The 21,710-nt window shown below is 67.0% G+C and carries 18 protein-coding genes; 8 read left to right on the top strand and 10 right to left on the bottom strand.

What is annotated here, in order from left to right:
• Positions 1 to 60 precede the first annotated feature (60 nt).
• From rsgA to ACSQ25_RS17090, 3 genes are read right to left on the bottom strand one after another with little or no spacing between them, the layout of a single operon-like run.
• Positions 61 to 960 carry a ribosome small subunit-dependent GTPase A gene (gene rsgA / locus ACSQ25_RS17100; protein ID WP_436106870.1) on the bottom strand — a complete coding sequence of 300 codons (900 nt, stop codon included), beginning with the start codon at positions 958 to 960 and terminating at the stop codon, positions 61 to 63.
• On the bottom strand, positions 953 to 1,282 hold the full coding sequence (locus tag ACSQ25_RS17095; protein ID WP_436106869.1) for a 4a-hydroxytetrahydrobiopterin dehydratase: 330 nt from the start codon (positions 1,280 to 1,282) through the stop codon (positions 953 to 955). Before ACSQ25_RS17095 ends, rsgA begins: the two co-directional genes overlap by 8 nt.
• Entirely contained in the window at positions 1,279 to 2,541 is a 1,263-nt protein-coding gene (locus ACSQ25_RS17090) for a M48 family metallopeptidase (RefSeq protein WP_436106868.1), read from the bottom strand. Before ACSQ25_RS17090 ends, ACSQ25_RS17095 begins: the two co-directional genes overlap by 4 nt.
• Before the next feature lie 49 nt (positions 2,542 to 2,590).
• Here ACSQ25_RS17090 and orn point away from each other — a divergent pair, with 49 nt between their 5' ends.
• Both orn and ACSQ25_RS17080 read left to right on the top strand, forming a co-directional pair.
• Positions 2,591 to 3,175: an oligoribonuclease gene (gene orn / locus ACSQ25_RS17085; RefSeq protein WP_436106867.1), complete on the top strand. Its 585-nt coding sequence runs from the start codon at positions 2,591 to 2,593 to the stop codon at positions 3,173 to 3,175.
• A 65-nt stretch (positions 3,176 to 3,240) separates the two neighbouring features.
• Positions 3,241 to 5,724: an ATP-binding protein gene (locus ACSQ25_RS17080; protein WP_436106866.1), complete on the top strand. Its 2,484-nt coding sequence runs from the start codon at positions 3,241 to 3,243 to the stop codon at positions 5,722 to 5,724.
• On the opposite strand, the gene ACSQ25_RS17075 is transcribed toward ACSQ25_RS17080, so the two are convergent.
• A complete protein-coding gene (locus tag ACSQ25_RS17075; protein ID WP_436106865.1) occupies positions 5,721 to 6,668 on the bottom strand; it encodes an MBL fold metallo-hydrolase in 948 nt (315 codons plus the stop codon). The genes ACSQ25_RS17080 and ACSQ25_RS17075 overlap by 4 nt on opposite strands.
• Positions 6,669 to 6,805: 137 nt before the next feature.
• Here ACSQ25_RS17075 and ACSQ25_RS17070 point away from each other — a divergent pair, with 137 nt between their 5' ends.
• Positions 6,806 to 7,936, top strand: a complete 1,131-nt coding sequence (locus tag ACSQ25_RS17070) for an HPP family protein (RefSeq protein ID WP_436106864.1) — start codon at positions 6,806 to 6,808, stop codon at positions 7,934 to 7,936.
• Between the two features lie 30 nt (positions 7,937 to 7,966).
• On the opposite strand, the gene ACSQ25_RS17065 is transcribed toward ACSQ25_RS17070, so the two are convergent.
• The gene (locus ACSQ25_RS17065; RefSeq protein ID WP_436106863.1) at positions 7,967 to 8,659 is read right to left on the bottom strand and encodes a UPF0149 family protein; all 693 of its coding nucleotides are present in this window, start codon (positions 8,657 to 8,659) and stop codon (positions 7,967 to 7,969) included.
• 99 nt (positions 8,660 to 8,758) lie between these two features.
• On the opposite strand from ACSQ25_RS17065, the gene ACSQ25_RS17060 reads away from it, so the two are divergent.
• Together ACSQ25_RS17060 and ACSQ25_RS17055 are read left to right on the top strand one after the other, a co-directional pair.
• Positions 8,759 to 9,766, top strand: a complete 1,008-nt coding sequence (locus tag ACSQ25_RS17060; protein WP_436106862.1) for a serine/threonine protein kinase — start codon at positions 8,759 to 8,761, stop codon at positions 9,764 to 9,766.
• Between the two features lie 103 nt (positions 9,767 to 9,869).
• A complete protein-coding gene (locus ACSQ25_RS17055) occupies positions 9,870 to 12,188 on the top strand; it encodes a hypothetical protein (protein WP_436106861.1) in 2,319 nt (772 codons plus the stop codon).
• Positions 12,189 to 12,371: 183 nt separating this feature from the next.
• Here the strand turns inward: ACSQ25_RS17055 and ACSQ25_RS17050 are convergent, their stop codons facing one another.
• Both ACSQ25_RS17050 and ACSQ25_RS17045 read right to left on the bottom strand, forming a co-directional pair.
• Positions 12,372 to 12,779, bottom strand: coding sequence for a hypothetical protein (locus ACSQ25_RS17050; RefSeq protein WP_436106860.1), 408 nt, complete (start codon positions 12,777 to 12,779; stop codon positions 12,372 to 12,374).
• A gap of 78 nt (positions 12,780 to 12,857) precedes the next feature.
• Positions 12,858 to 13,901 carry a DUF475 domain-containing protein gene (locus tag ACSQ25_RS17045; RefSeq protein WP_436106859.1) on the bottom strand — a complete coding sequence of 348 codons (1,044 nt, stop codon included), beginning with the start codon at positions 13,899 to 13,901 and terminating at the stop codon, positions 12,858 to 12,860.
• A 168-nt stretch (positions 13,902 to 14,069) separates the two neighbouring features.
• Between ACSQ25_RS17045 and ACSQ25_RS17040 the strand changes: the two genes are divergently transcribed.
• From ACSQ25_RS17040 to ACSQ25_RS17030, 3 genes are all read left to right on the top strand, one after another.
• Complete coding sequence (locus tag ACSQ25_RS17040; protein ID WP_436106858.1) at positions 14,070 to 14,486, top strand: divergent PAP2 family protein; 417 nt, start codon at positions 14,070 to 14,072, stop codon at positions 14,484 to 14,486.
• A 185-nt stretch (positions 14,487 to 14,671) separates the two neighbouring features.
• On the top strand, positions 14,672 to 15,847 hold the full coding sequence (locus tag ACSQ25_RS17035) for an efflux RND transporter periplasmic adaptor subunit (protein WP_436106857.1): 1,176 nt from the start codon (positions 14,672 to 14,674) through the stop codon (positions 15,845 to 15,847).
• A gap of 12 nt (positions 15,848 to 15,859) precedes the next feature.
• On the top strand, positions 15,860 to 19,060 hold the full coding sequence (locus ACSQ25_RS17030; RefSeq protein ID WP_436106856.1) for an efflux RND transporter permease subunit: 3,201 nt from the start codon (positions 15,860 to 15,862) through the stop codon (positions 19,058 to 19,060).
• 179 nt (positions 19,061 to 19,239) lie between these two features.
• Here the strand turns inward: ACSQ25_RS17030 and ACSQ25_RS17025 are convergent, their stop codons facing one another.
• From ACSQ25_RS17025 to ACSQ25_RS17015, 3 genes are all read right to left on the bottom strand, one after another.
• Complete coding sequence (locus ACSQ25_RS17025) at positions 19,240 to 19,635, bottom strand: hypothetical protein (RefSeq protein WP_436106855.1); 396 nt, start codon at positions 19,633 to 19,635, stop codon at positions 19,240 to 19,242.
• Between the two features lie 197 nt (positions 19,636 to 19,832).
• Positions 19,833 to 20,846 carry an NAD(P)H-hydrate dehydratase gene (locus ACSQ25_RS17020; protein ID WP_436106854.1) on the bottom strand — a complete coding sequence of 338 codons (1,014 nt, stop codon included), beginning with the start codon at positions 20,844 to 20,846 and terminating at the stop codon, positions 19,833 to 19,835.
• 6 nt (positions 20,847 to 20,852) lie between these two features.
• Complete coding sequence (locus tag ACSQ25_RS17015; protein WP_436106853.1) at positions 20,853 to 21,614, bottom strand: histidine phosphatase family protein; 762 nt, start codon at positions 21,612 to 21,614, stop codon at positions 20,853 to 20,855.
• Positions 21,615 to 21,710 lie beyond the last annotated feature (96 nt).

Below are 21,710 nucleotides of genomic sequence, written 5' to 3'. Positions count from 1 at the left end.
CTGTTATCCCTTGAATTATAAGGGTTTTTATTTGACGTTAGGGAAGGCGGGTAAAAACCTTCAATACAGGGTCTGCGAGGACTCGTGCAGCAGCTGGCCATACAGCGTATGCCGCATCTTCGCGATCTTGCCTTCCGCGACCGCGCCCAGCACGGCGCACTGGGGCTCGGCCAAGTGGCGGCAGTTGTAGTACTTGCAGCCGCCCAGGTAGGGCTTGAACTCGACGAAGGCCCGCTCCAGCATCCCTTCCGTCAGGTGGTAGAGCCCGAATTCCTGGAAGCCGGGCGAGTCGATGATCGCGCTGCCGGGCGAACTGCCGGGCAGCCAGTACAAACGGGTGAAGGTGGTGGTGTGCTTGCCGGTGTCGAGCGCTTCCGAGATCTCGCGCACGGCGATGTCGGCGTCCGGCACCAGCAGGTTGATCAGGGACGACTTGCCCATGCCCGACTGGCCGATGAAGATCGAGGACTGGCCGGCGAGCAGCGGCATCAGGGTCGCGACCGCGTGTTCCGGGTTCGCGCGCGCCGACAGCTCGTGCACTTGGTAGCCGAGCGAGGCATACAGGCCGACCCGCTCGCGGGCGCGCGCCAGCGGTTCCTCGACGTCGACCTTGTTCAGGATGATGTGGGCTTCGATGCCGGCCGCCTCGGCGGCCACCAGCGAGCGCGAGACCAGGTCGTCGGCGAAGCCCGGTTCGGTGGCGACGACGATGAACAGGCGCGAGATGTTCGCCGCCAGCAGCTTGGATTTGTACTGGTCCGAGCGGTAGAGCAGGGTAGTGCGGTCGGCGATCTTCTCGATCACGGCCTGGTCGTTCGAAGTGCGCTTGAGGTGGACGATGTCGCCCACCGCCACATTGGTCTTCTTGCCGCGCGTGACGCACTGCAGCTTGTCGCCGTTTGCATCGGCCAGGTAGTGGCGGCCGTGGGCGGCGATGATGGTGCCGGTCAATTCACTCATGTACCGCCTTATAGATTGCGTCGGCCCTGGCCGCGCAAATGAAATCGTTGTCGCTCAGTGCGCCGCCGGCCGAGTGGGTCGTGTAGGCGACCGTGCAGCGGAGCCAGGCCACCGTCAGCTCCGGATGGTGGTTCTCCGCTTCGGCCATGTCGGCGATCGCATTCACGAAGGCGATGGTGGCGCGGTAGTCGGGGAAGCGGTATTCGCGCGCAATGGTGCCGTCGATCGCCTGCCAGTCCGGCACTTCGGCGAGGCGGGCGCGGATGGCGGCCGGGTCGCGCGCCGCGGCGCCGTGGATGCAGTGTTGGTCGAGCAGGTTCATGCGGCCGCCATCGTCAGGTGTTTCACCCGCACCGAGGCCGGCGGGTGCGAATCGTAGAAGGCCGAGTGCAGCGGGTCCGGGGTCAGGGTCGAGGCGTTGTCCTCGTACATCTTGACCAGGGCCGAGACCAGGTGGCCGCTATCGGTGTGCTTGGCCGCGAAGGCGTCCGCCTCGAACTCGTGCTTGCGCGAGGTGATGGAGCTGAGCGGCGAGAGCACGAAGGTGAACACCGGCAGCACCAGCATGAACAGGATCAGGGCCATGCCGTCGTTCGAGGCCCCCATCATGGGCTGCACGCCGAGGCCGGTGTAGAACCAGGCCTGGGTCTTCAGGTAGCCCAGCAGCGCGAGGAAGCCCAGCGACAGCGCGAACATCACCACGATGCGCTTGACGATGTGGCGCAGCTTGAAGTGGCCGAGTTCGTGCGCCAGCACGGCTTCGATCTCGTGCGGGTCGAGGCGCGACAGCAGGGTGTCGAAGAAGACGATGCGCTTGTTGCTGCCGAAACCGGAGAAGTAGGCGTTGCCATGGGCGCTGCGCTTGCTGCCGTCCATCACGAACAGGCCCTTCGAGGCGAAGCCGACGCGCGCCATCAGGCCCTCGATGCGTTCGCGCAGACTGGCGTCCTGCAGCGGGGTGAACTTGTTGAACAGCGGCGCGATCACGGTCGGGTAGAGCACCATCATCAGCAGTTGGAAGCCGCTCCACACGCACCAGGCCCACAGCCACCACAGGTCGCCGCTCTTTTCCATCAGCGCCAGGATCACCCACAGCAGCGGCAGGCCGATCACGGCGCCCACCACGGCGCCCTTGGCCATGTCGGCCAGCCACAGGCCGGGCGTCATCTTGTTGAAGCCGAAGCGCTGTTCCAGCACGAACTGGCGGTACCAGTCGAAGGGCAGGTCGAGCAGGCTTGAAACCACCGCGAAGGCGACCACCAGGGCCATCTGGTGCGCCAGGCCGGGCCCGGTCAGGCCGAGCAGGGACACCGACAGGGCCTGCAGGCCGCCCAGCAGGGTGAAGCCGATCAGCACCACGCCGCCCCACAGCATGGAGGCAATGCCGATCCGGGTCTTGGCCACCGTATAGTCGGCTGCTTTCTGGTGCGCCGCGAGCGGCACCTTTGGCGCAAACTCGGCCGGTACGCTGGCGCGATGGCGTAGCACGTGCCGGATGTGGCGGCTGGCCAGCCAGAAGCGCACGCCCAAGGTCAGCGCAAAGAAAACGACGAACAATACCGAAAACCCAAGTGAAGACATTCTGTGCCTGTGAGAAAATGCAGGATTACGCAATAAAGAAGAGAGAATTATGTCACAAGCTACACAAACCGAAGGCGCCGCGGCGGCCGTGCGTCCGAACGAATTCAACCTGGTCTGGCTCGACATGGAAATGACCGGCCTCGACCCGGACACCGACCGCATCATCGAAGTCGCCGTGGTCGTCACCGACCCGGAGCTGAACATCATCGCCGAAGGCCCGGTATTCGCCATCCACCAGTCGGACGAGACCCTGGACAAGATGGACAACTGGAACAAGGGCACCCACGGCAAGTCGGGCCTGATCGACCGCGTCAAGGCCTCGACCGTCACCGAAGCCCAGGCCGAGCAGGAACTGATCGCCTTCCTGAAAAAGTACGTGCCCGCGAACAAGTCGCCTATGTGCGGCAACTCGATCTGCCAGGACCGCCGTTTCATGGCGCGCGGCATGCCCAAGCTGGAAGCCTTCTTCCACTACCGCAACCTGGACGTGTCGACCCTGAAGGAACTGTGCCGCCGCTGGAAGCCGGAACTGGCATCCGGTTTCAAGAAGCACCAGAAGCACACGGCGCTGGCCGACATCGTCGAGTCGATCGAAGAACTGCGCTACTACCGCGAGCACTTCATTAAACTGTGATATGCATGCTTTGCCTGTTTTGCAAAATGCACTACAGGCAATAAAAGCTGTGAGACAATCGGCCCATGTCCTCATTCCTGCACAGTGGGCCCGACAATGGCGGCATGCGCACGCGCATCCGCCGTCATGACTGGACCCGGACCCCGCTCGGTCCACCTGGAGACTGGCCGCCCGCCCTGCGCACGGCCGTCGACATGATGCTGCACTCGGCCTTCCCCATGTTCCTGGCCTGGGGGCCGGACCTGATCTTCCTCTATAACGATGCCTACGTGCCGCTGCTCGGGCAGAAGCACGGTCGCGCGCTCGGCGAACGCTTCTGCGAGCTGTGGGCCGAGGTCTGGAAGGAGATGGTGCCGCTGATCGACCGTGCCCTGTCGGGCAAGCCGGTGTACTACGAGGACATGCCGATGACCGTGATGCGGCGCGGCTACCCCGAGCGCGCCACCTTCACCTTCTCGCACGCGCCCCTGATCGGCGACGACGGCCAGGTGGCGGGCATGTTCTGCACCGTGATGGAAACCACGCGCCGCGTCGCCGCCGAGCGCCGCGCCGCCTTCGAGCTCACGGTATCGGATGCGCTGCGGCCGCTGGCATCGAGCGAGGAAGTGATCGCCACCGCCAGCGCGCTGCTGGGCGGCGAGCTGCATGCGGGCCGGGTGGTGTATGCCGAGGTGAACCCGGCGACCGGGCGCTTCTCGGTGCCGCGCTGGTGGGCGCGCGACGAGCGTAAATTCACGCAACCCAGCTTCAGTCTCGACGAGTTCGGGCCGGCCGTGGGCGCCGCCCTGCGGGCTGGCGACGTGGTGCGTATCCACGACACCGCGCGCGACGTGCGCACCATGGGCTACCGCAGCGCCTACGTGGCCGACCGGATCGGGGCGCTGCTGGTGGTGCCGCTGGTGAAAATGGGCCGCCTGACGGCCTGCCTCGGCATCGATTGCCCCCAGCCGCGCCACTGGAGCGAGGACGACGTGCAGCTGGCGCGCGACGTCGCCGAGCGCACCTGGGCGGCGACCGAAACCGCCCGTGCCCAGGCCGAGCTGCGCGCCGAACGCGACCGCAGCCGCCACATTTTCGACACCATCGCCGAAGGCTTCGCGGTGTTCGCCGCCGACTGGACCATCGTCGAGATGAATGCCGAAGGCCTGCGCCTGTGCCGTGCGACAGCGCTCGAGGTCATCGGGCGCAACCACTGGGAAGTCTTCGCGCACACGGTCGACATGGATGTCGGCCGCATGTACCGCGAGGTGATGCGGACCCGGGTTGCCTCGGCCGCGATCTATGCGCATACCTACCCGGACGGCCAGCGCATCTGGACCGAAGTGCGGGCCTACCCGATGCAGGACGGCAGCATCGCTTCCTTCTTCCGCGACATCACCGACCGCAAGCTGGCCGAGGAAAAGCTGGTCGAGGCCGACCGCCGCAAGGACGAGTTCCTGGCCATGCTGGCGCACGAGCTGCGCAACCCGCTGGCGCCGATCAGCGCCGCCGCCGAGCTGCTGCGCATCGGCCGCCTGGAAGAAGCGCGGGTGCGCCAGAGCAGCAACATCATCGGGCGCCAGGTGCGCCACATGACGCGCCTGGTGGACGACCTGCTGGACGTCTCGCGCGTCACCCGCGGCCTGATCACGCTCGAGCGGGCCCGGGTCGGCATGCGCGCGGTGGTGCAGGAAGCGGTGGAACAGGTCCGGCCCGCGATCGAGGCGAGGCAGCAGCGGCTGTCGGTGCACCTGCCGCCCTCGTGGGCCCTGGTGGAAGGCGACAAGGCGCGCCTGGTGCAGGTGGTGGCCAATGTGCTCGGCAACGCCACCAAGTACACGCCGGAAGCCCGCGCCATCGACCTGCGCGCCGAGGCGAGGGCGGAAGCCCTGGTCATCAGCGTGCGTGACGAAGGCATCGGCATGGACCGCGAACTGACCGGCAGGGTGTTCGACCTGTTCACCCAGGCCGAACGCTCGTCCGACCGCTCGCAGGGCGGCCTGGGACTGGGCCTGGCCCTGGTGTGCAACCTGGTCGAGCTGCATGGCGGAATGGTCGCCTGTTCGAGCCCGGGGCTGGGCAAGGGCAGTACCTTCGTGATCACCCTGCCGCTGATGCAGGAGGCGGCGGCCGCGCCGGAAGCCGGCCTGCCGGCGGGCGCGGCGCAGGGCGGGACGCCGCAGGGGCTGAAGGTGCTGGTGGTGGACGACAATGTGGACGCGGCCGAGACGCTCGGCCTGCTGCTGGCGGCGCAGGGGCACGAGGTGGTGGTCGAGCACGAACCCTTGCGGGCCCTGGAGCGGGCGCGCGGCAGCGCGCCGGACGTCTGCCTGCTCGACATCGGCCTGCCCGGGATCGACGGCCGCGAGCTGGCGCGGCGCCTGCGCGCCCAGCCGGAAACCGCCGCGGCCGTGCTGGTGGCCGTCACCGGCTACGGCCAGCAGCAGGACCGCGACCAGACCCGGGACGCCGGCTTCCAGCATCACCTGGTCAAGCCGCTCGACTTCGATGCGCTGGCACGCCTGCTCGACGAGGTCGGCGCAGGCCTGCGTGCCGGCGTAACGGCTTAGCGCATCTGGGTGTAGTTCACGGGGATGTAGCGGTAGCCTTTGCCTTCGCTGCGCAGGTAACCCATGCCCGGGAACTGCAGGTGGGCGCCGCCGATCATATAGCCGCCCTTGGCCGCGGCGTCGAATTCCTTCTTGCGCGCGGCAGCCGCGGCCTTCTGGTCGCTGTCGAACTGGATGGTCACACCCGGGTTTTCCATCTGCACGCTGGCGACATGGATCAGGTCGCCGATCAGGAGCAGCTTCTGGCCGCCGCTCTCGACCAGGTAGGTGGTGTGGCCCGGGGTATGGGCACCGGTCGGGTTGGCGCGGATGCCCGGCACCAGCTCGACGCTGCCTTCGAAGGGCTTGTAGCGTCCGGCTTTCACATAGGGGCCGAGCGCAGCCTGGGCGCCCTTGAAGCTGTCCTTGTCCTTGGCCTTGTCCATGTTCGCCTGGCTCAGCCAGAAGTCCGACTCCGCCTTGCTGGCGCGCACGACCGCGTTCGGGAACACGGCGGCCGAGTTGTTGACCAGGCCGCCGACGTGGTCGCCGTGGAAGTGGGTGATGTAGATCTCGTCGACCTGTTCCGGTTTGTAGCCGGCGGACTTCATGTTGGCGACCAGCTTGCCGAGGGTCGGGCCGAAGAAGCTGCCGGCGCCGCTGTCGATCAGTACCAGCTTGGTGCCGGTATTGACCAGGTAAGCGTTGTCCGAGGTTTCCAGCGGCGACTTCAGGTGGGATGCGGCCAGGGCGGCGTTGGTCTTCTTCGCGTCCTGGGCCAGCAGTTCGTGGACCGGCAGGTCCACCGTGCCGTCCGACAGCGGGGTGACTTCGAACTGGCCGAGCATGATGCGGCTGTAGCCGGGGGCGGGGGTCTTCACCATCGGGGCGGCGGCCATGGCGGCGCCGGCGAAGCAGGTCGCGGCAAGTGCGGCGGCAAGGCTTCGTTGCTGGATTGTTTTCATCGAGGGTCCTTGTTGTTGGTTATTGCTGTTGTCTATCCTACATGATTGCCTAGGGAATGCTCACTGCCTGGGTGGGGGAAAACGCGATTTCGCAAGCTGTGGTGTAATGGCAAGTTCCATTGTTGTAAATCGAATCCATGTTCTCCTTGCTTATAGAAAGGCTGCAGCGTCTCCGCCCCGCCGGCCCCACTTCGCTGACCCACCAGGTGTCCGCCGCCCTCGGCGCACTGGCCTCGCTGCTTCTCACCGCCCTGATCAGCCGCGCCGCACTCGGTGCGGCCGCCAACCACGCGCTGCCTTTCCTGATCGCCCCGATGGCGGCGTCGGCGGTGCTGCTGTTCTGCCTGCCGGCGGCGCCGCTGGCCCAGCCCTGGCCCGTCATTGGCGGGAATATCTTGTCGGCGCTGGTGGGCGTGGCCTGCGCGCAGGCGGCCGACCCGCTGGTGGCGGCACCCCTGGCTGGCGGCCTGGCGATCGCCGCCATGGCCTCGCTGCGCTGCCTGCATCCGCCCGGCGGGGCGGTGGCGGTTACCGCGGTGCTGGGCGGGGCGGCGGTGCAGGATGCCGGTTTCTGGTTCGTGCTGGCGCCGGTGGGCCTGAATTCGATATTGATGGTGCTGGGCGCGGTGGCCTGGAACAGGCTGTCCGGCCATCCGTATCCACACGTGCAGCCGGCCGCCCGTCCGCCCGAGGAAAAGGCCGGTTTTGCCAGGGAAGACCTGGACGCGGCGCTGGACAGCTTCGGCGAGACGCTCGACGTCAGCCGTGACGACCTGGCTTCGATCTTCGCCGAGACCGAGCAGCGCGCGGCCGAGCGCCGGGCGCGCCGGCACAGTTGCGGCGAACTCGCGCATCCCGTGCCCGCCAACCTGACCCCCGACATGCCGCTGGCGGCCGCGCGTGCGCTGCTGGTGCGGCACGGCGTCCCGGCGCTGCCGGTGGTGGACGCCGCCGGTTGCCCGATCGGGGTGCTCAGCATGTCGGGCCTGGTGGCGGCCGGCGGCAGCGCCAGCCGGCCCTTGCCTGCGCGCGCGCGCCGTGCGACGGCGCTGCTGTTCGGACGCGACACGGTGCCGACCGTCGGCCAGCTGGTCGAGCCGGACTTCGTCGCCGTGACGGCGGCGGCGCCGGTCACGGCGCTGCTGAGCCGCTTCCATGATGGGGCGAAACAGGTGTTCGTGGTGGATGAGGAGGGCCGGCTGGCCGGGATGGTGCAGCCCGGCGACTTGCTGGTGGGGCTGGATCTGGGATTGACGGAGGCTGCCTGAGCCTTGCGCTTCAGGCAGCCTTGCTTCGCTTCAGCTGGCTTCCGCGCCGCAGCACTTCTTGTACTTCTTGCCGCTGCCGCAAGGGCAGTCGTCGTTGCGGCCGACCTTCGGCTCTTCGCGCTTGATCGTTTCGACCGCGCCTTTGCGCTGCGGCAGCCAGTAGCGGTAGATCGCCGGGATATTGGCTTCGATCTCGAGCGCCAGCTGGTGCGCCTTGCGCGGGTCTTCGACTTCCGGCAGTTCGGTTTCGTCGATCTCGTCGGCGCCGAGCAGGTAGATCGGGCGCATCAGTTCGGCCACTTCCGAATCCCACACCGGATCCCAGGAGCCCGGGCGCAGCTCCATGCCTTCCCAGAAGCCCCAGCACCAGGCTTCGGCGTCGATCAGGTTCTCGCCCTCGATCTCGTGCTCGCAGAACAGCGGCTCGAATTCCTTCGGCGCGGCTTCGAAGGTGATCAGCACTTCGTTCATGAAGCGCATGATCAGGTTGATGATGCGCTGTTCTTCCTTCGGATTCTTCCAGGCCGGCGCCTGCTTGCCGTCCTCGCCCCAGACCCGCGGCAGCCACTCGGCCGGCATGATGGTTTCCGGGCCGATCGCGATCGCGGTCAGGTAGCCGTGCAGGGTGTCCATCGTCATCGCGTCCTCGGGGGAGCGGTCGGACAGCAGGAACTGGTCGAGTTCGTCGAATTCTTTGTCGCTGAGGGGTTCGTCGAGATGCATGTGGGGCTCTTGTTGCGTTTTGAAGGCGCCAGTGTAACGCCTGCGCGGGACGAGAGCACGGAAAACCTGCGCCGCGGCGGCGCCGGATACAATGCGCACATGGATCATTCGTCTACTGAAGCAAACCCGCAGGCCCATCCGTTCGCGCGGCTCGACCCCCAAACGGTGCTGGAGGCTGTCGAGAGCGTCGGCCTGTACGGCGACGGCCGCCTGCTGGCCCTGAACAGCTACGAGAACCGCGTCTACCAGGTCGGCCTGGAAGAGGGGCCTCCGGTGGTCGTCAAGTTCTACCGCCCCGAGCGCTGGAGCGATGCGGCGATCCTCGAGGAGCATGCCTTCGTGGCCGAGCTGGCGGAACGGGAAATCCCGGTGGTGCCGGCCAGCGTCATCGACGGCCGCAGCCTGCACGGCTTTGCCGGCTACCGCTTCGCCGTGTTCCCGCGCCGCGGCGGGCGCGCGCCCGAACTGGGCGACTCGGATACCCTCGAATGGATGGGGCGCTTCATCGGCCGCATCCATGCCGTCGGCGCCCTCCGGCCCTACACGCAGCGGCCCGCGCTCGATCCGCAGACCTTCGGGCGCGATCCCTACGACTACCTGCGCACCCACGGCTTCATCCCGCCCGAACTGGCCGCGACCTGGGCCAGCGTGGTCGAGCAGGCGCTCGAGGGCGTGACGCGCTGCTATGAGCGGGCCGGCGAGCTGCCCCTGCTGCGCCTGCACGGTGACTGCCACGGCGGCAACGTGCTGTGGACGCCGGACGGCCCGCATTTCGTCGACTTCGACGACAGCCGCATGGGGCCGGCGGTGCAGGACCTGTGGATGCTGCTGTCCGGCGAGCGCCAGGAAATGGTGGGGCAGATGGCCGACGTGCTGGCCGGCTACGAGGACTTCTGCGAATTCCATCCGCGCCAGCTCTACCTGGTCGAGGCGCTGCGCACCCTGCGCCTGATCCATTACTCGGCCTGGCTGGCGATGCGCTGGGATGACCCGGCCTTCCCGGCGGCCTTCCCCTGGTTTAACACCCAGCGCTACTGGCAAGACCGCATCCTCGAGCTGCGCGAGCAGGTGGCGCTGATGGATGAGCCGCCGCTGTGGCCTGTATAGCAAAGAATTGCCGCACCTTTGCCGTCCAGTTCGGCGTGACACGCGCGCGCGATTTCCCGGATAATCGGCTGAACGCATCCTGCGTGCGCCATTGAGAATGAGCATGGAACCCATCAAGCCCGAGCACGACGACACCGACTTCACGATCGACCTCTCACATGCGGGCAGCGTCGTGCCGGAGCCTGCTCGGCGCGGACCGATGGAAATGCACGAGATCCACGAAGGCATCGCCCGCGTCGAAGCCGAGGCCAAGGCCAAGGTCGCCGCCGAAAGCCGTGCCCATGCCGAGGCGCGCGCCCGCTCGCTGGCCGAGGAACGCGCCGCCATGGACGCGGCGGCCACCGCCGCGGCACTGGCCAGCGCCCAGGCTTCGGAAGAGGCGATCGCCGCCAACCGCGAGCGCCTGGAGTCGCTGCGAGCGGCCGCCCAGGCCTCGAACGAACGCCTGGAAGCGATCCGCCAGGAGACCGTCGAGCTGCGCGCCCGCGTGCAGTCGGAAACCGAGACCCGGATGGCGGCCGAGGCCCGTGGACGCCTCGAAGAAGAAGCGCGCCGCCGCGCCACCGCCCAGGTGGAAGCCCAGGCCGAGATGGCGGCCCAGGCCACGAAAGCCGCCGAGGAACTGCTGCTGCAGACCGAGCAGGCGCGCCTGCAGGCGGCCGAACGCATGGCGGCGGTGGAGGCGGCCAAGGAAGAAGTGCTGCACAACGCCAGCGCCGACGCGCGCGTGGCGATCCTGGCGCGCGAGCGCGAGCGGGCCGAGCGCGCCGCCCGCCAGACCGCCGAGAAGCTGGCCGAGGCCGAAGCCGAGGCGCTGGAACTGACTCAGCAGCGCGAGCGCGCCGACCAGGTGGCGCTGTCAGCGAGCTTCGCCCGCGCCGCCGCCGAGGCGCGCGCGCTGGAAGAAGCGCGCGCCCTGGCCCATATCGAACAGGAGCGCGAGGCGATCGCGCTGGCCCAGGCCGAGTCCGAGCGCGTCGCGGCACAGTCGCTGCGCATGCGCCTGCAGACCGAGAAGGAATTGCGCGACGCCACCACCCACCGTGAACGCCTGGAGCAGATGGCAGCTGCCGGCGCCGAGGCCAGGCGCGAGGCCGAGACCCGCATCCTGGCGGCGACCGAGGCACGCATCGAGGCCGACCGCAGGCTGCGCGCCGTCGCCGAGGAACGCGCCCGTGCCGAGGAAGAGGCGAGCGGGCAGGTACAGGCCCGGGTGGACGCCGAAGCCGTCGCGGCCAGCCAGGCGCGCGAGCGCGCCGCGGCCGACGAGGCGGCGGCCCAGGCGGCCCTGCGCCAGGCCGAACAGGAAGGGCGCGAACGGGCGCTGCTGGAAGAGCGTGCCGCCCTGATGCAGGCCGCGGCCGAGGCCAAGGCCCAGGAAAACGCGTTCGCCGAAGCGGCGATGGCGGCCGTGCGCGAGCAGGCCCAGGCAGAGCAGCAGAGCTTGGCGGCGGCGCGTCAGCGCGCCGAGCAGGCCGAGCGCCTGGCCCAGGCCGAACGCGAACGCGCCGCGGCCGAGGAAACGGCGCTGGCGCGCGAGCAGGAGCGCCTGCAGGCCGAGCGCGAACTGGCACGTGTTGCCGAGGCGCGTGCCCAGGCGGAAGTTGAAACGGCCGCGCAGCTGCGCGCGCAGCTCGACGCCGACCGCCGCCTCGAGGCCGCGCAGCAGGCCGCGCTCGAGGCACAGCGGGCGCAGGCGCGTTCCGCGATCGAGGAAGTCGAGCATGCCGAGGCGGCCGCGGCCGCCCAGCAGGCCCAGGTGCGCCGCGCGGCCGAGCTGGCCCAGGTGCAGGCCGAGCGCGCCCAGGTCGAGCGGCGCCAGCTGGAACTGACCGAAGCGGCGCTGGCCGAGGAGCATGCTGGCAGCGAAGCGGCGCGCGAATCGCTGGCCCTGGTCGAGCGCAAGCTGGCCGCCCAGCGCCAGCAGGCGCAATCGGATGCGCGCGCCAACGAGGCGGCCGCCGCGCGCCTGGCGTCGGAACAAGCGGCGGCCCAGGCCGCGCAGGCGCGCGCCGCGGCCGAGGAAGAGCAGGCGCGCCTGGCGCGCGAACGCGAAGCGGTGGAGCAGGCGGCCCTGCAGGCGGCGGTCGAGAAGCGCGAGGCCCAGCGCGCCCTGCTGGAACACGCCCAGCGCCACGCCGACATGCAGCGCAAGGCGGCCGAGGCGACCCGGCGCATGGCGGATGCCCGCAAGGAACTGGCCGACCTGGAGGCGCAGCGCTACGAGGACCATACGCACGAGCTGGCAGCAAGCGAGCGTGCGATCGGCGAGCGCAAGGCGGAAGCCGCGCACCGGGTGGCCTCGGTGAACATCACGCGCGAAGTACTGGGGAGGTTCAAGCAGATGCCGCCGGCGTCGGCGTCGCAGGCGGCGACGCGTTTGGCGGATGTCATTCTCAATCAGAGGAAGACTGAGGAGTGATTTCGACGAAAGTCAAATTAGGTTCCGGCCTTCGCCGGAACGACGGTCTTAGGGGTAACGCAGAGTAGTGGCGGCAATGCCTTGCACCCGCACCCCTAGCACGTCATCCCGGCGCAGGCCGGGATCCAAGTTGGGGTGATATGCCACGCATATCATTAGCACCTGATTAATACGCAACGCGTATTACTGCACCTGACTCGGCGCCACCGGATTCACCGGCCCCATCGACGCCCTGGTCGCGAAATACTCGGTCTCGCCAAAGCACGAGGTCGGAATCCCCACGTGCTGTTCATAGGTGATCTGCACCCGCTGTCCCATCGCGTTCTGCAGCTGCTTCACCACCGCGTCGTCGCGTACGGTGAAGGCGAAGCGCTCCGGAATCGCCCCCGGCATGCTCGACAGCAGGATTTCGCCTTCCCAGGTCTTGCACAGCCAGCCCTTCTTCGAGAATTTCTGCAGGTAGCCCGCTCGTTCGCCTTCCGAATACGACCAGCTCAGCGTGAACCAGGTATACAGCGCGAACAGCACCACGATGGCGGCGAGGGCGGAGAGGAGGAGGGCGGTAGCGCGTTTCGGCATGGTCTTGGGCATGGTATTCAGTCAAGTTGTCAGGATGGCAGCATGGCGGCCGCGCCCATTCTGCCATGGCCGGGGCAAAACGCAAACTCGCTAAGCTGCATGCTCGCGCGCCTCCGTGCGGCGCCGGTAGCGTACCGAGGACCACAGCGACACCAGGATGAAGGCCAGCCCCGACAGCCCGGTGAACCATTCGGGGATGTGGTAGTGGACGCTGGCAAACATGATCACAGCCAGGATGCCGATCGCGTAGTGCGCCCCGTGCTCCAGGAACACGAATTCTTCCAGCGTGCCCTTGTAGACCAGGAACACCGTCATCGAACGCACGAACATGGCGCCGATCGCCAGGCCGAGCATGATGATCACGACGTCGTTGGTGATGGCGAAGGCTCCGATCACGCCGTCGAAGCTGAACGAGGCATCGAGCACCTCGAGGTAGAGGAAGCCGCCGATGCTGCCCTGGGCGATCATCTTGCCCACCGCCGGATCGTCTTCTTCCTTCTCGAGCAGGCCGCTGAGCCATTGCACGCCAATGTAGATCAGCACGCCGGTGACGCCGGCAACCAGCACCGGCAGCTTGCGTTCGACGGGCATCAGGTACATGGCGCCGCAGACCGCCAGCAGGGTCAGCATGATGGCCAGGCCCTCGGTGCCGTACTTGCCCACCTTTTCCTCGATCCAGCCGAGCCAGTGCAGTTCCTTTTCCTCGTCGAACAGGAAGTTCAGGAAAACCAGCATCAGGAAGGCACCGCCGAAGGCCGCCACCTCGGCATGCTTCTCGGTCAGGTGGCGCGAATATTCCCTCGGGTTGTCGATCGCCATGTGCCAGACCTCGACCAGGCCGAGCCCCGTGGCCGCCGAGACGATGACGAGTGGGAATAGCAGGCGCATGCCGAACACGGCCACCAGGATGCCGACCGTGAGGAAGAGCTTGCGCCAGAACTCGTTCCAGCCGCGCAGGACCGAGGCGTTGACGACCGCGTTGTCGAAAGAAAGCGACACTTCCAGTACGCCCAGCACGGCCGTGATCCAGAGCGCCTGCAGCAGTCCCGGCAGCCCGCGGTGCCCGTAGCCCCACCAGCCGGCGACGCCCATCAGGATGACCGTTACCGCGATCGACAACCGGAAATGCCGCATACCGCCCCCTTGTCTATCTCACTTAGTTGAGTGAATATTAGCGTTCCAGGTGCGGCGGCGGCGCTACGGATGTCCTTGATTCATCAAGGTATATGTGTTCCTGTTGGCTTGCTTCTGAGATAATTCCGCCCGGCATCAACTCAGCTTAACAAGCACCTGGATTTCGACATGGATTTTGCATACCTGATAACACCCGTGCTGACCTGGATGGTGGTCGGCCCGATCAAGTTCCTGATTACCAGCGTGCGCCAGCGCCGCTGGGCGTTCAACCTGGTGGGCAACGGCGGCTTCCCCAGCAACCATAGCTCCGTCGTCAGCAGCATGGCCACCCTGATCGCGCTGCGCGAGGGGATCGGCCATCCGGCGTTCGGGGTCGCGGTGACGCTTGCCTTCATCGTGATGATCGACGCGAACAGCCTGCGCCAGCACGTGGGCCGCCAGGCGGCGGCGATCAACAAGCTGGCGTGCGACACTGTCGGGCACATCGTCCTGCGCGAGCGCATGGGCCATACCCTGGTGGAGATCGGCGGCGGCATCGCCACCGGTATCGGGATGGGCTTCCTGATCCACGCCATCTTCGGCTGAAAAAGGGCGCATTTCAGTCCGCCTGAAATGCAGCTCATCGCCAAATACCGCATTTCATCCCTCGATTTCCGCAGTACGCAGAGTAGTCGCTTGAAGTTGGCAGGGCACTACCTGATACTGCGCGCTGGCTGTCTATATCCGGCTTTTACAAAAATAATCACTGAGTCCACTCTCTGGAGAACCAAATGCTGCGCAAAACACTACTCGTCCTTGCCATCGCCTCGGCGCTCGCCGCCTGCAGCAAGGAGGCCAAGGAGCCTGCCAAGCCAGGTCAGGAAACAGCCCAGGCCGGCGCCAAGGATGGCCCCAAGGACAAGCGCCCTACGCAGCTGCAGGTCGCGCCGGAAGACGTGATGACCGTCCAGAGCGACACCCTGAGCAGCGGCCCGGTGGTCACCGGCTCGATCCAGCCGGAACGCAAGGCCGACCTGCGCGCCGAAGTCTCGGCCGTGGTGCTGCAGGTCCTGAAAGAGAATGGCGAGCAGGTCAAGCGTGGCGACGTGCTGGTGCGCCTCGATGAAACCGCGATCCGCGACAGCGTGCTGTCGGCCAACGAGGCCGTGCGCGCTGCCAGCCAGGCTCTGGACCAGGCCAACCGCCAGCTCGAGCGCATGAAGACCCTGCGCGCCTCCGGCATGACCTCGGCCGTCGGCCTGGACGAAGCCGAAGTGCGCCGCAACAGTGCCCAGAGCGAGCTGTCTGCCGCCAAGAGCCGCGCTGCAACCGCACGCCAGATGAGTTCCCGCACCGTCGTGCGTGCGCCGTTCGACGGCATCGTCTCCGAGCGCAAGGTCTCGGCCGGCGACACCGCCAACGTCGGCAAGGAACTGGTCAAGGTGATCGATCCGAACAGCATGCGCTTCGAAGGCCGCGTCTCGGCCGACTCGGTCGGCACCGTGAAGGTCGGCCAGAAGGTCAACTTCCGCGTCAACGGCTATGGCGAGCAGCAGTTCGCCGGCATCGTCAGGCGCATCGACCCGGCCGCCAATGCCGTCACCCGCCAGGTCGAGGTGCTGGTCGAGTTCGCCGACAAGGCCCAGCCGAAGGTGGCCGGCCTGTATGCCGAAGGGCGCATCGACGCCGCCAGCACGAGTGCCCTGATGCTGCCGGAAGCGGCAGTGGTGAAGGCGGGCGACAAGGCCTACACCTGGCGCATCAAGGACAAGACCCTGTCCCAGGTCAACCTGGTGGTCGGCGCCCGCGATCCGCGCACCGGCAACGTCGAGATCAAGCAGGGCCTTGCCGCCGGCGACGTCGTGCTGCGCGCCCCGACCTCGAACCTGAAGGACGGTCAGAAGGTCGAGATGCCGACCGCCCGCGTTGCCAGCGCTGCCGGCAAGGTCGCGGTCCAGGGCAAATAAGGAAAACAACCCATGTTCCTCTCTAATTTCAGTGTCAAGAAACCCGTCGCCACGGTCGTGATGATCGTGGCGATGATGGCCATGGGCCTGCTGGCCCTGTCCAAGCTGAAGGTCAACCAGAACCCGGACGTCGAAGTGCCGATCATTGTGGTCGACATCCCGTATCCGGGCGCCTCGCCGGAGACCGCCGAGCGTGAGATCACCAACCGCATCGAGAAGCAGATGCTGGCGATCCAGGGCGTCACCGAAGTCAATTCCAACTCCTACGAAGGCGGCGCCTCGATCTGGATGGAATTCGACTTCGACCGCAACCTGATCGAAGCCTCCGACGACGTGCGCAACGCGATTGCCGCGGTGCGCTACAAGCTGCCGGTCGAAATGCGCGAACCGATCCTGCGCCGCATCGACCCGGCTTCCGAGCCGGTGATGTCGCTGGCCCTGTCCTCGAGCGCGCAGAGCCATGCGGAAATCTCGCGCTATGCCGAAGACGTGCTGGCGGACAAGTTCCGCGCCATCGACGGCGTCTCGACCGTGAACGTGAACGGCGCCCTGCGCCGCGAACTGTCGGTCCTGCTGCGCGCCGAGAAGATGCGTGAGTTCAACGTGTCGGCCTCGGACGTGACCAACGCCCTGCGCACCCAGAACACCAATGCACCGGTGGGCAAGCTGCGCAGCGAGCTGGACGAAAAGGGCATCCGCCTGGTCGGCCGCATCGAGCGACCCGAGGATTTCTCGCAAGTCGTGGTCAAGCGCAACGGCGACCAGATCGTGCGCCTGAACCAGGTAGCCGAGATCAAGGACGGCTATGCAGACATCAACAGCCTGTCCTTGCGTAGCGGTAAGCCGAACGTCGGCCTGCAGATTTCCCGTTCGCGCGACGCCTCGACCGTGTCGCTGGCCAAGAAGGTGCACGAAGTCGTCAAGGAAGCCAATAAGGAAATGCCGTCGGGCACCCAGCTGGAAGTCGTGCGCGACGGCGGCGAAGACGCCCAGGACAGCCTGAACAACGTGATCGAAGCCCTGGTGCTGGGCGCGATCCTGACCATCTTCGTGGTGTATGCCTTCCTGAACTCCTGGCGTTCGACCCTGATCACCGCGCTGTCGCTGCCGACCTCGGTGCTGGCAGCCTTCATTGCGGTCTGGTTGTGCGGCTTCACCCTGAACTTCATGACCCTGCTCGGCCTGTCGCTGGCGATCGGCGTGCTGATCGACGATGCGATCGTCGTGCGTGAAAACATCGTGCGCCACATGGAACTCGGTTCCGACCGCCGCACCGCCGCTTTGGAGGGCACCGCCGAGATCGGCATGGCCGTGGCCGCGACCACCTTCTCGATCATGGCCGTGTTCATCCCGGTCGCCTTCATGCCGGGCATGTCCGGACAATGGTTCGGTCCCTTCGCACTGACCGTGACCTGCTCGGTGATCGTGTCGCTGTTCATCTCCTTCACCCTCGATCCGATGCTGTCGGCCTACTGGGGCGACCCGGTCGACCACCACAAGATCCAGAAGAAGGGCATCGGCAAAGTGCTGGACCGCTTCAACGTCTGGTTCGATCACCAGGCCGACCGCTACAGCCGCGTGATCGCCTGGGCGCTGCACCACCGCAAGTGGATGGCCGCCATCGCCGTCGCCAGCTTCGTCGGCGCCATCGTCCTGCACGCCAAGTTCGGCGGTTCCAGCTTCCTGCCAAAATCCGACCAGGGCACCCTGATGGTCGAGATCCGCGTCCCGGCCTCGTCGAGCGTGGAGTATTCGCGCCGCAAGGTGGAAGCGGCAGCCGAACTGGCCCGTGCGATCCCGGAAACCAAAGACACCAACAGCAACGTCAACACCGGCGGCGGCCGTATCTACGTCGACATCGGCAAGCGCAGCGAACGCAAGCGCAGCGGTGCCGACATCGCGACCGAACTGCGCGAGAAAGTCGGCCGCCTGGTCGGCGCCGAATACGTCGTCATCGACGACCTGAACGGCGGCGGCAAGCCGGTCCAGATCCAGTTCACCGGCCCGGATTCGCGCAAGCTGATGGAACTGACCACCGCCTACATGGAGAAGCTGCGCCAGGTCCCGGGCGCCGTCGACGTCACCCTGTCGGAGCAGGATCCGAAGAACGAGCTGCAGATCGTGCTCGACCGCGGCCTGGCCAATGCCATGGGCATTTCGATCAACGACGCGGCCCAGTCGCTGCGCGTGGCCTTCGCCGGCATCGAGGTGGGCGACTGGGTCGATCCGAGCAGCGAGACCCGCGACGTCGCCGTCCGTCTGCATCCGGATGACCGCGTCAACACCGACAGCATCGAGCGCCTGCCGATCGCGGTACAGGGCACCGGCATGATGGTGCCGCTGGAGCAGATCGCCAGCATCACCATGGGCAAGGGCCCGGCCGCCATCCGCCACAAGAACGGAGAGCGCATGATCACCGTCTCGGCCAACGCCCAGGGCCGTTCGCCGGGTGAAGTGACCGCCGACGCCATGAAGCTGGCCAAGAGCTTCGACTTCCCGCCGGGCTATGGCCTGCAGCTGGGCGGCGCCGGCCAGGACCAGCAGGAAGTGTTCACCGCGATGGGCATCTCGCTGATCTCGGGTATCGGCCTGATGTACCTGATCCTGGTGATGCAGTTCGGCTCCTTCACCGCACCGATGGGCGTGATGCTGTCGCTGCCGCTGTCGCTGATCGGCGTGGTGCTGGCGCTCTTGATGACCAAGAACACCCTCAACCTGATGAGCCTGATCGGCGTCATCATGCTGATGGGCCTGGTGGCGAAGAACGCGATCCTGCTGCTGGACGCTGCCCGCGCACTGGAAAAAGAAGGCATGGACCGCGAGGACGCGCTGATGCAGGCCGGCCGCAAGCGCCTGCGTCCGATCCTGATGACGACCTTCGCGCTGATCGCCGGCATGCTGCCGGTGGCGCTGGCCCTGGGTGACGCCGGCCAGTTCTACCAGCCGCTGGCCATCGCGATCATCGGCGGTACCATCACCTCGACCTTCCTGACCCTGCTGGTGGTGCCGACCTTCTACGACAGCATCGAGATCGCCCGCGATCGCATGTTCGCGAAGTTCAACCGCCGTGCCGGCCGCTACAACCCGGCACTGGCCTTCCTGGTGACCTTCGTCGAGGCGATCCTGGCACTGACCTTCGTGCGCCTGATCTTCCGCAGCATCATGCGCGCCGGCCGCTTCGTGACCGGACGCAGGGCAGTGCAGCCGGCATAAGCAGGCAGCAGCGAGTATCTGCAAGAGCCAGCCTTCGGGCTGGCTTTTTTTTGCGGGAAGAAGAAGAGGCTGAGACAGCTAGCTCAAGAAACGACAAAGCCAGCCCTGCCGGGCTGGCATCGTCAATACCTCCCGGAGCCCGCTGCGCGGACTCCGTTCCTTGCCTGGCGGATGGCCGATCAGCGGCCGCTGGTCGGCGGTGTGGTGGTGCCGGTGCCGGTAGTGCCGGTAGCGCCCGAAGTGCCCGAGCTTGCGCCGGTGCCGGTCGGCGGAGTCGTGTCGGTACCGGTCGGTGGCGGCGTCGTGGCCGGATCGGTGGTGGTGGCCGGCGGGGTGGTCATGGTCGGATCGGTGGTGGTGCCGGTCGCGCCGGTGGTGCCGGTGCCGGTTGCACCGGTGCCGGTGTCACCCGTGGTGCCGGTGGCGCCCGAGGTGCTGCTCGGCGCGGTGGCCGAAGTGTCCGGCGTCGTGGTCGTGGTGTCGGTCGCCGGCTCGTTCTTGCGGCAGGCGCCCAGCAGGGAGGCCAACACGGCAGCAGTCAGCAGGATTTTTGGTGCTTGAGTCAGTGCTTTCATTGTTTAAACTCCTCGTTCACGTCAATCTTGTGCCGCATTGCCCGGGTGAGGCCTTGGGCGGACTGCGGCGCCAGGTTAGGTCCTCCGAGGGTTCGGAAACCCAGCAGTGGAACCATCAGGGAACCGACGCAATACGCGGCCCCGGTCAGTGCACGAATCCGATCGTCGGATCGCATCCTGTCGTACTCGATTCCGCGCTACGTTGCGGAATGCTGGAGTTCAAGCGTACTGCCCGCTCTCCAGCCCACCGGCGGCTGCCGTATGGTTTGGTTGTCGCCGGCATCTTTGCCGGCGATCTGTTCCAACAGCGCGGGTACCTCCTGCGATATCTCCCGCGCCAGATAACCGAGTGTGCCCATGCGCTCGGCGAGACGCTCGCCGGCCCGCGCATGCAGCGCCACGCCCCAGCAGGCGGCCTGGTCCAGCGGCGCACCGCGGGCGGCCAGGCCGGCGATGATCCCCGCCAGCACGTCGCCGGATCCGGAGATGGCCAGGCCCACGTTGCCGCCTTCATGCTGGTACAACGTTCCATCCGTCGTTGCGATGACAGTACGCGCACCTTTTAATGCGATGACCGCATTCCAGGCGCGCGCCGCGTCCAGCGCGCGCGGATCGGGCAGGGCGCAGATGTCTTCCTTGGCGATGCCGGTCAGGTGGGCCATCTCGCCCGCATGGGGCGTGAGGATCACGGGCCGCTCGAAGCGCCAGGGCATGCCCTGGGGCCAGCTTGCCGGCGGATGCAGCAATGCGCCCATCGCGCAGGCATCGAGTACGATGCTGGTGCCGGCCGCCTCCAGGCCCGGCAGCAGCGCATGCACCAGCGCGGCGGTGGCCGGCTCGTCGCGCATGCCGGGCCCGACCAGCACCGCATCGATGCGCTCGGCGAGCGGATCGAGGCAGGCGACGGCCTCGATGCTGAAGCCATTGCTCGCGTGTTCGCGCAGGCCGATGACGCGCGCCTCGGGCATGGCCAGCGCCACCAGCTGGGCCACGCTCTGCCCGGTGGCGATGGTGAGCTTGCCCGCGCCCGCACGCAGCGCCGCGGTGGCGGCCAGGATGACGGCGCCCGGCATCTCGCAGGAGCCGCCGACGATGAGTACGTGGCCGCGGATTTCCTTGTCGCCTTCGACGGCCGGCATCGGCACCGGCCAGCTGCGCAGCAGGGCTGTGTCGACGTCATGCACGGCAGTGGCGCGAGTCAGGGTAGTCATGGGGAATCAGGCATTCGGTGCGGCAGGCAGGTCCTTGCTGGCGGTGACAGGAGTGCCGGTCGCTTCGAGCGGTGCAACGAAGTTCACCAGGCGCAGGGCCAGGTGCCCGCCCTTGCCGAGATCGGGATCGTATTCGTAGGACGTGACCGAGCAGTTCGGCACGTCGCCGGCGCGGTCGAAATCGAGGATGGTCTTTTCGTCGAGGCGCTCGAACAGGTAGCGGAAGCAATTCACCGTGACCTGGTGCGCGACGATCAGCACGCGCTCGCGGCAGAACTCGCGGTTCAGGGTATCGACCACGCTGCGCAGGCGCAGGATGACGTCGCACCAGCTCTCGCCGCCGGGCGGGCGGAAATAGAACTTGCCGACGTGCTGGCGCTGTTCGTACAGCTCCGGGTGGTGGTGCGCGATGCCGAAGGTGGTGAGGCGGTCGAGGATGCCGAACTCTTTCTCGCGCAGGCGCTCGTCGGATTCGACGACGATCCGGCTGCGCTCGAGGCGTTGCATCAGGATGTTGGCGGTCTCGGCGGCGCGCACATAGGGCGAGTGCAGCACCACGGTCGGCTGCTGCTCGGGCGGCAGGGAGGCAAACCAGGAACCGAGGGCCTGCGACTGGCGCTCGCCCAGCTCGGACAGGGGCACGTCGACGTCGCGATGGGCGATATCGATGCGGTGTCCGGCGGCAGCTTCGGCGAGGTCACGCGCAACGTTGCCGGCGCTCTGACCATGCCTGACCAGCCAGACTTCCTGCGGCCACTTTTGTTCCATCACCAGCCCGTCTTCGATATTGACATGACGGCATCATAGACGGATTCTACGGGCGGAAAGCGCACGATTGCAGGCTTTCCGGACAGGCTCGCCGCA

This window comes from Massilia sp. LjRoot122 (genome assembly GCF_964252725.1).
Classification (GTDB): domain Bacteria; phylum Pseudomonadota; class Gammaproteobacteria; order Burkholderiales; family Burkholderiaceae_D; genus Telluria.
This window is presented reverse-complemented; position numbering and strand designations above follow the sequence as displayed.

What these genes read in the sequence shown, in the direction of transcription:
- ACSQ25_RS17055 (WP_436106861.1), top strand. Translation starts at nt 9,870, where the DNA reads ATGGAACCCATCAAGCCCGAGCACGACGACACCGACTTCACGATCGAC.
- rsgA (WP_436106870.1), bottom strand. Translation starts at nt 960, where the DNA reads ATGAGTGAATTGACCGGCACCATCATCGCCGCCCACGGCCGCCACTAC.
- ACSQ25_RS17045 (WP_436106859.1), bottom strand. Translation starts at nt 13,901, where the DNA reads ATGCGGCATTTCCGGTTGTCGATCGCGGTAACGGTCATCCTGATGGGC.
- ACSQ25_RS17095 (WP_436106869.1), bottom strand. Translation starts at nt 1,282, where the DNA reads ATGAACCTGCTCGACCAACACTGCATCCACGGCGCCGCGGCGCGCGAC.
- ACSQ25_RS17040 (WP_436106858.1), top strand. Translation starts at nt 14,070, where the DNA reads ATGGATTTTGCATACCTGATAACACCCGTGCTGACCTGGATGGTGGTC.
- ACSQ25_RS17075 (WP_436106865.1), bottom strand. Translation starts at nt 6,668, where the DNA reads ATGAAAACAATCCAGCAACGAAGCCTTGCCGCCGCACTTGCCGCGACC.
- ACSQ25_RS17030 (WP_436106856.1), top strand. Translation starts at nt 15,860, where the DNA reads ATGTTCCTCTCTAATTTCAGTGTCAAGAAACCCGTCGCCACGGTCGTG.
- ACSQ25_RS17025 (WP_436106855.1), bottom strand. Translation starts at nt 19,635, where the DNA reads ATGAAAGCACTGACTCAAGCACCAAAAATCCTGCTGACTGCTGCCGTG.
- ACSQ25_RS17060 (WP_436106862.1), top strand. Translation starts at nt 8,759, where the DNA reads ATGGATCATTCGTCTACTGAAGCAAACCCGCAGGCCCATCCGTTCGCG.
- orn (WP_436106867.1), top strand. Translation starts at nt 2,591, where the DNA reads ATGTCACAAGCTACACAAACCGAAGGCGCCGCGGCGGCCGTGCGTCCG.
- ACSQ25_RS17050 (WP_436106860.1), bottom strand. Translation starts at nt 12,779, where the DNA reads ATGCCCAAGACCATGCCGAAACGCGCTACCGCCCTCCTCCTCTCCGCC.
- ACSQ25_RS17070 (WP_436106864.1), top strand. Translation starts at nt 6,806, where the DNA reads ATGTTCTCCTTGCTTATAGAAAGGCTGCAGCGTCTCCGCCCCGCCGGC.
- ACSQ25_RS17020 (WP_436106854.1), bottom strand. Translation starts at nt 20,846, where the DNA reads ATGACTACCCTGACTCGCGCCACTGCCGTGCATGACGTCGACACAGCC.
- ACSQ25_RS17035 (WP_436106857.1), top strand. Translation starts at nt 14,672, where the DNA reads ATGCTGCGCAAAACACTACTCGTCCTTGCCATCGCCTCGGCGCTCGCC.
- ACSQ25_RS17080 (WP_436106866.1), top strand. Translation starts at nt 3,241, where the DNA reads ATGTCCTCATTCCTGCACAGTGGGCCCGACAATGGCGGCATGCGCACG.
- ACSQ25_RS17065 (WP_436106863.1), bottom strand. Translation starts at nt 8,659, where the DNA reads ATGCATCTCGACGAACCCCTCAGCGACAAAGAATTCGACGAACTCGAC.
- ACSQ25_RS17015 (WP_436106853.1), bottom strand. Translation starts at nt 21,614, where the DNA reads ATGGAACAAAAGTGGCCGCAGGAAGTCTGGCTGGTCAGGCATGGTCAG.
- ACSQ25_RS17090 (WP_436106868.1), bottom strand. Translation starts at nt 2,541, where the DNA reads ATGTCTTCACTTGGGTTTTCGGTATTGTTCGTCGTTTTCTTTGCGCTG.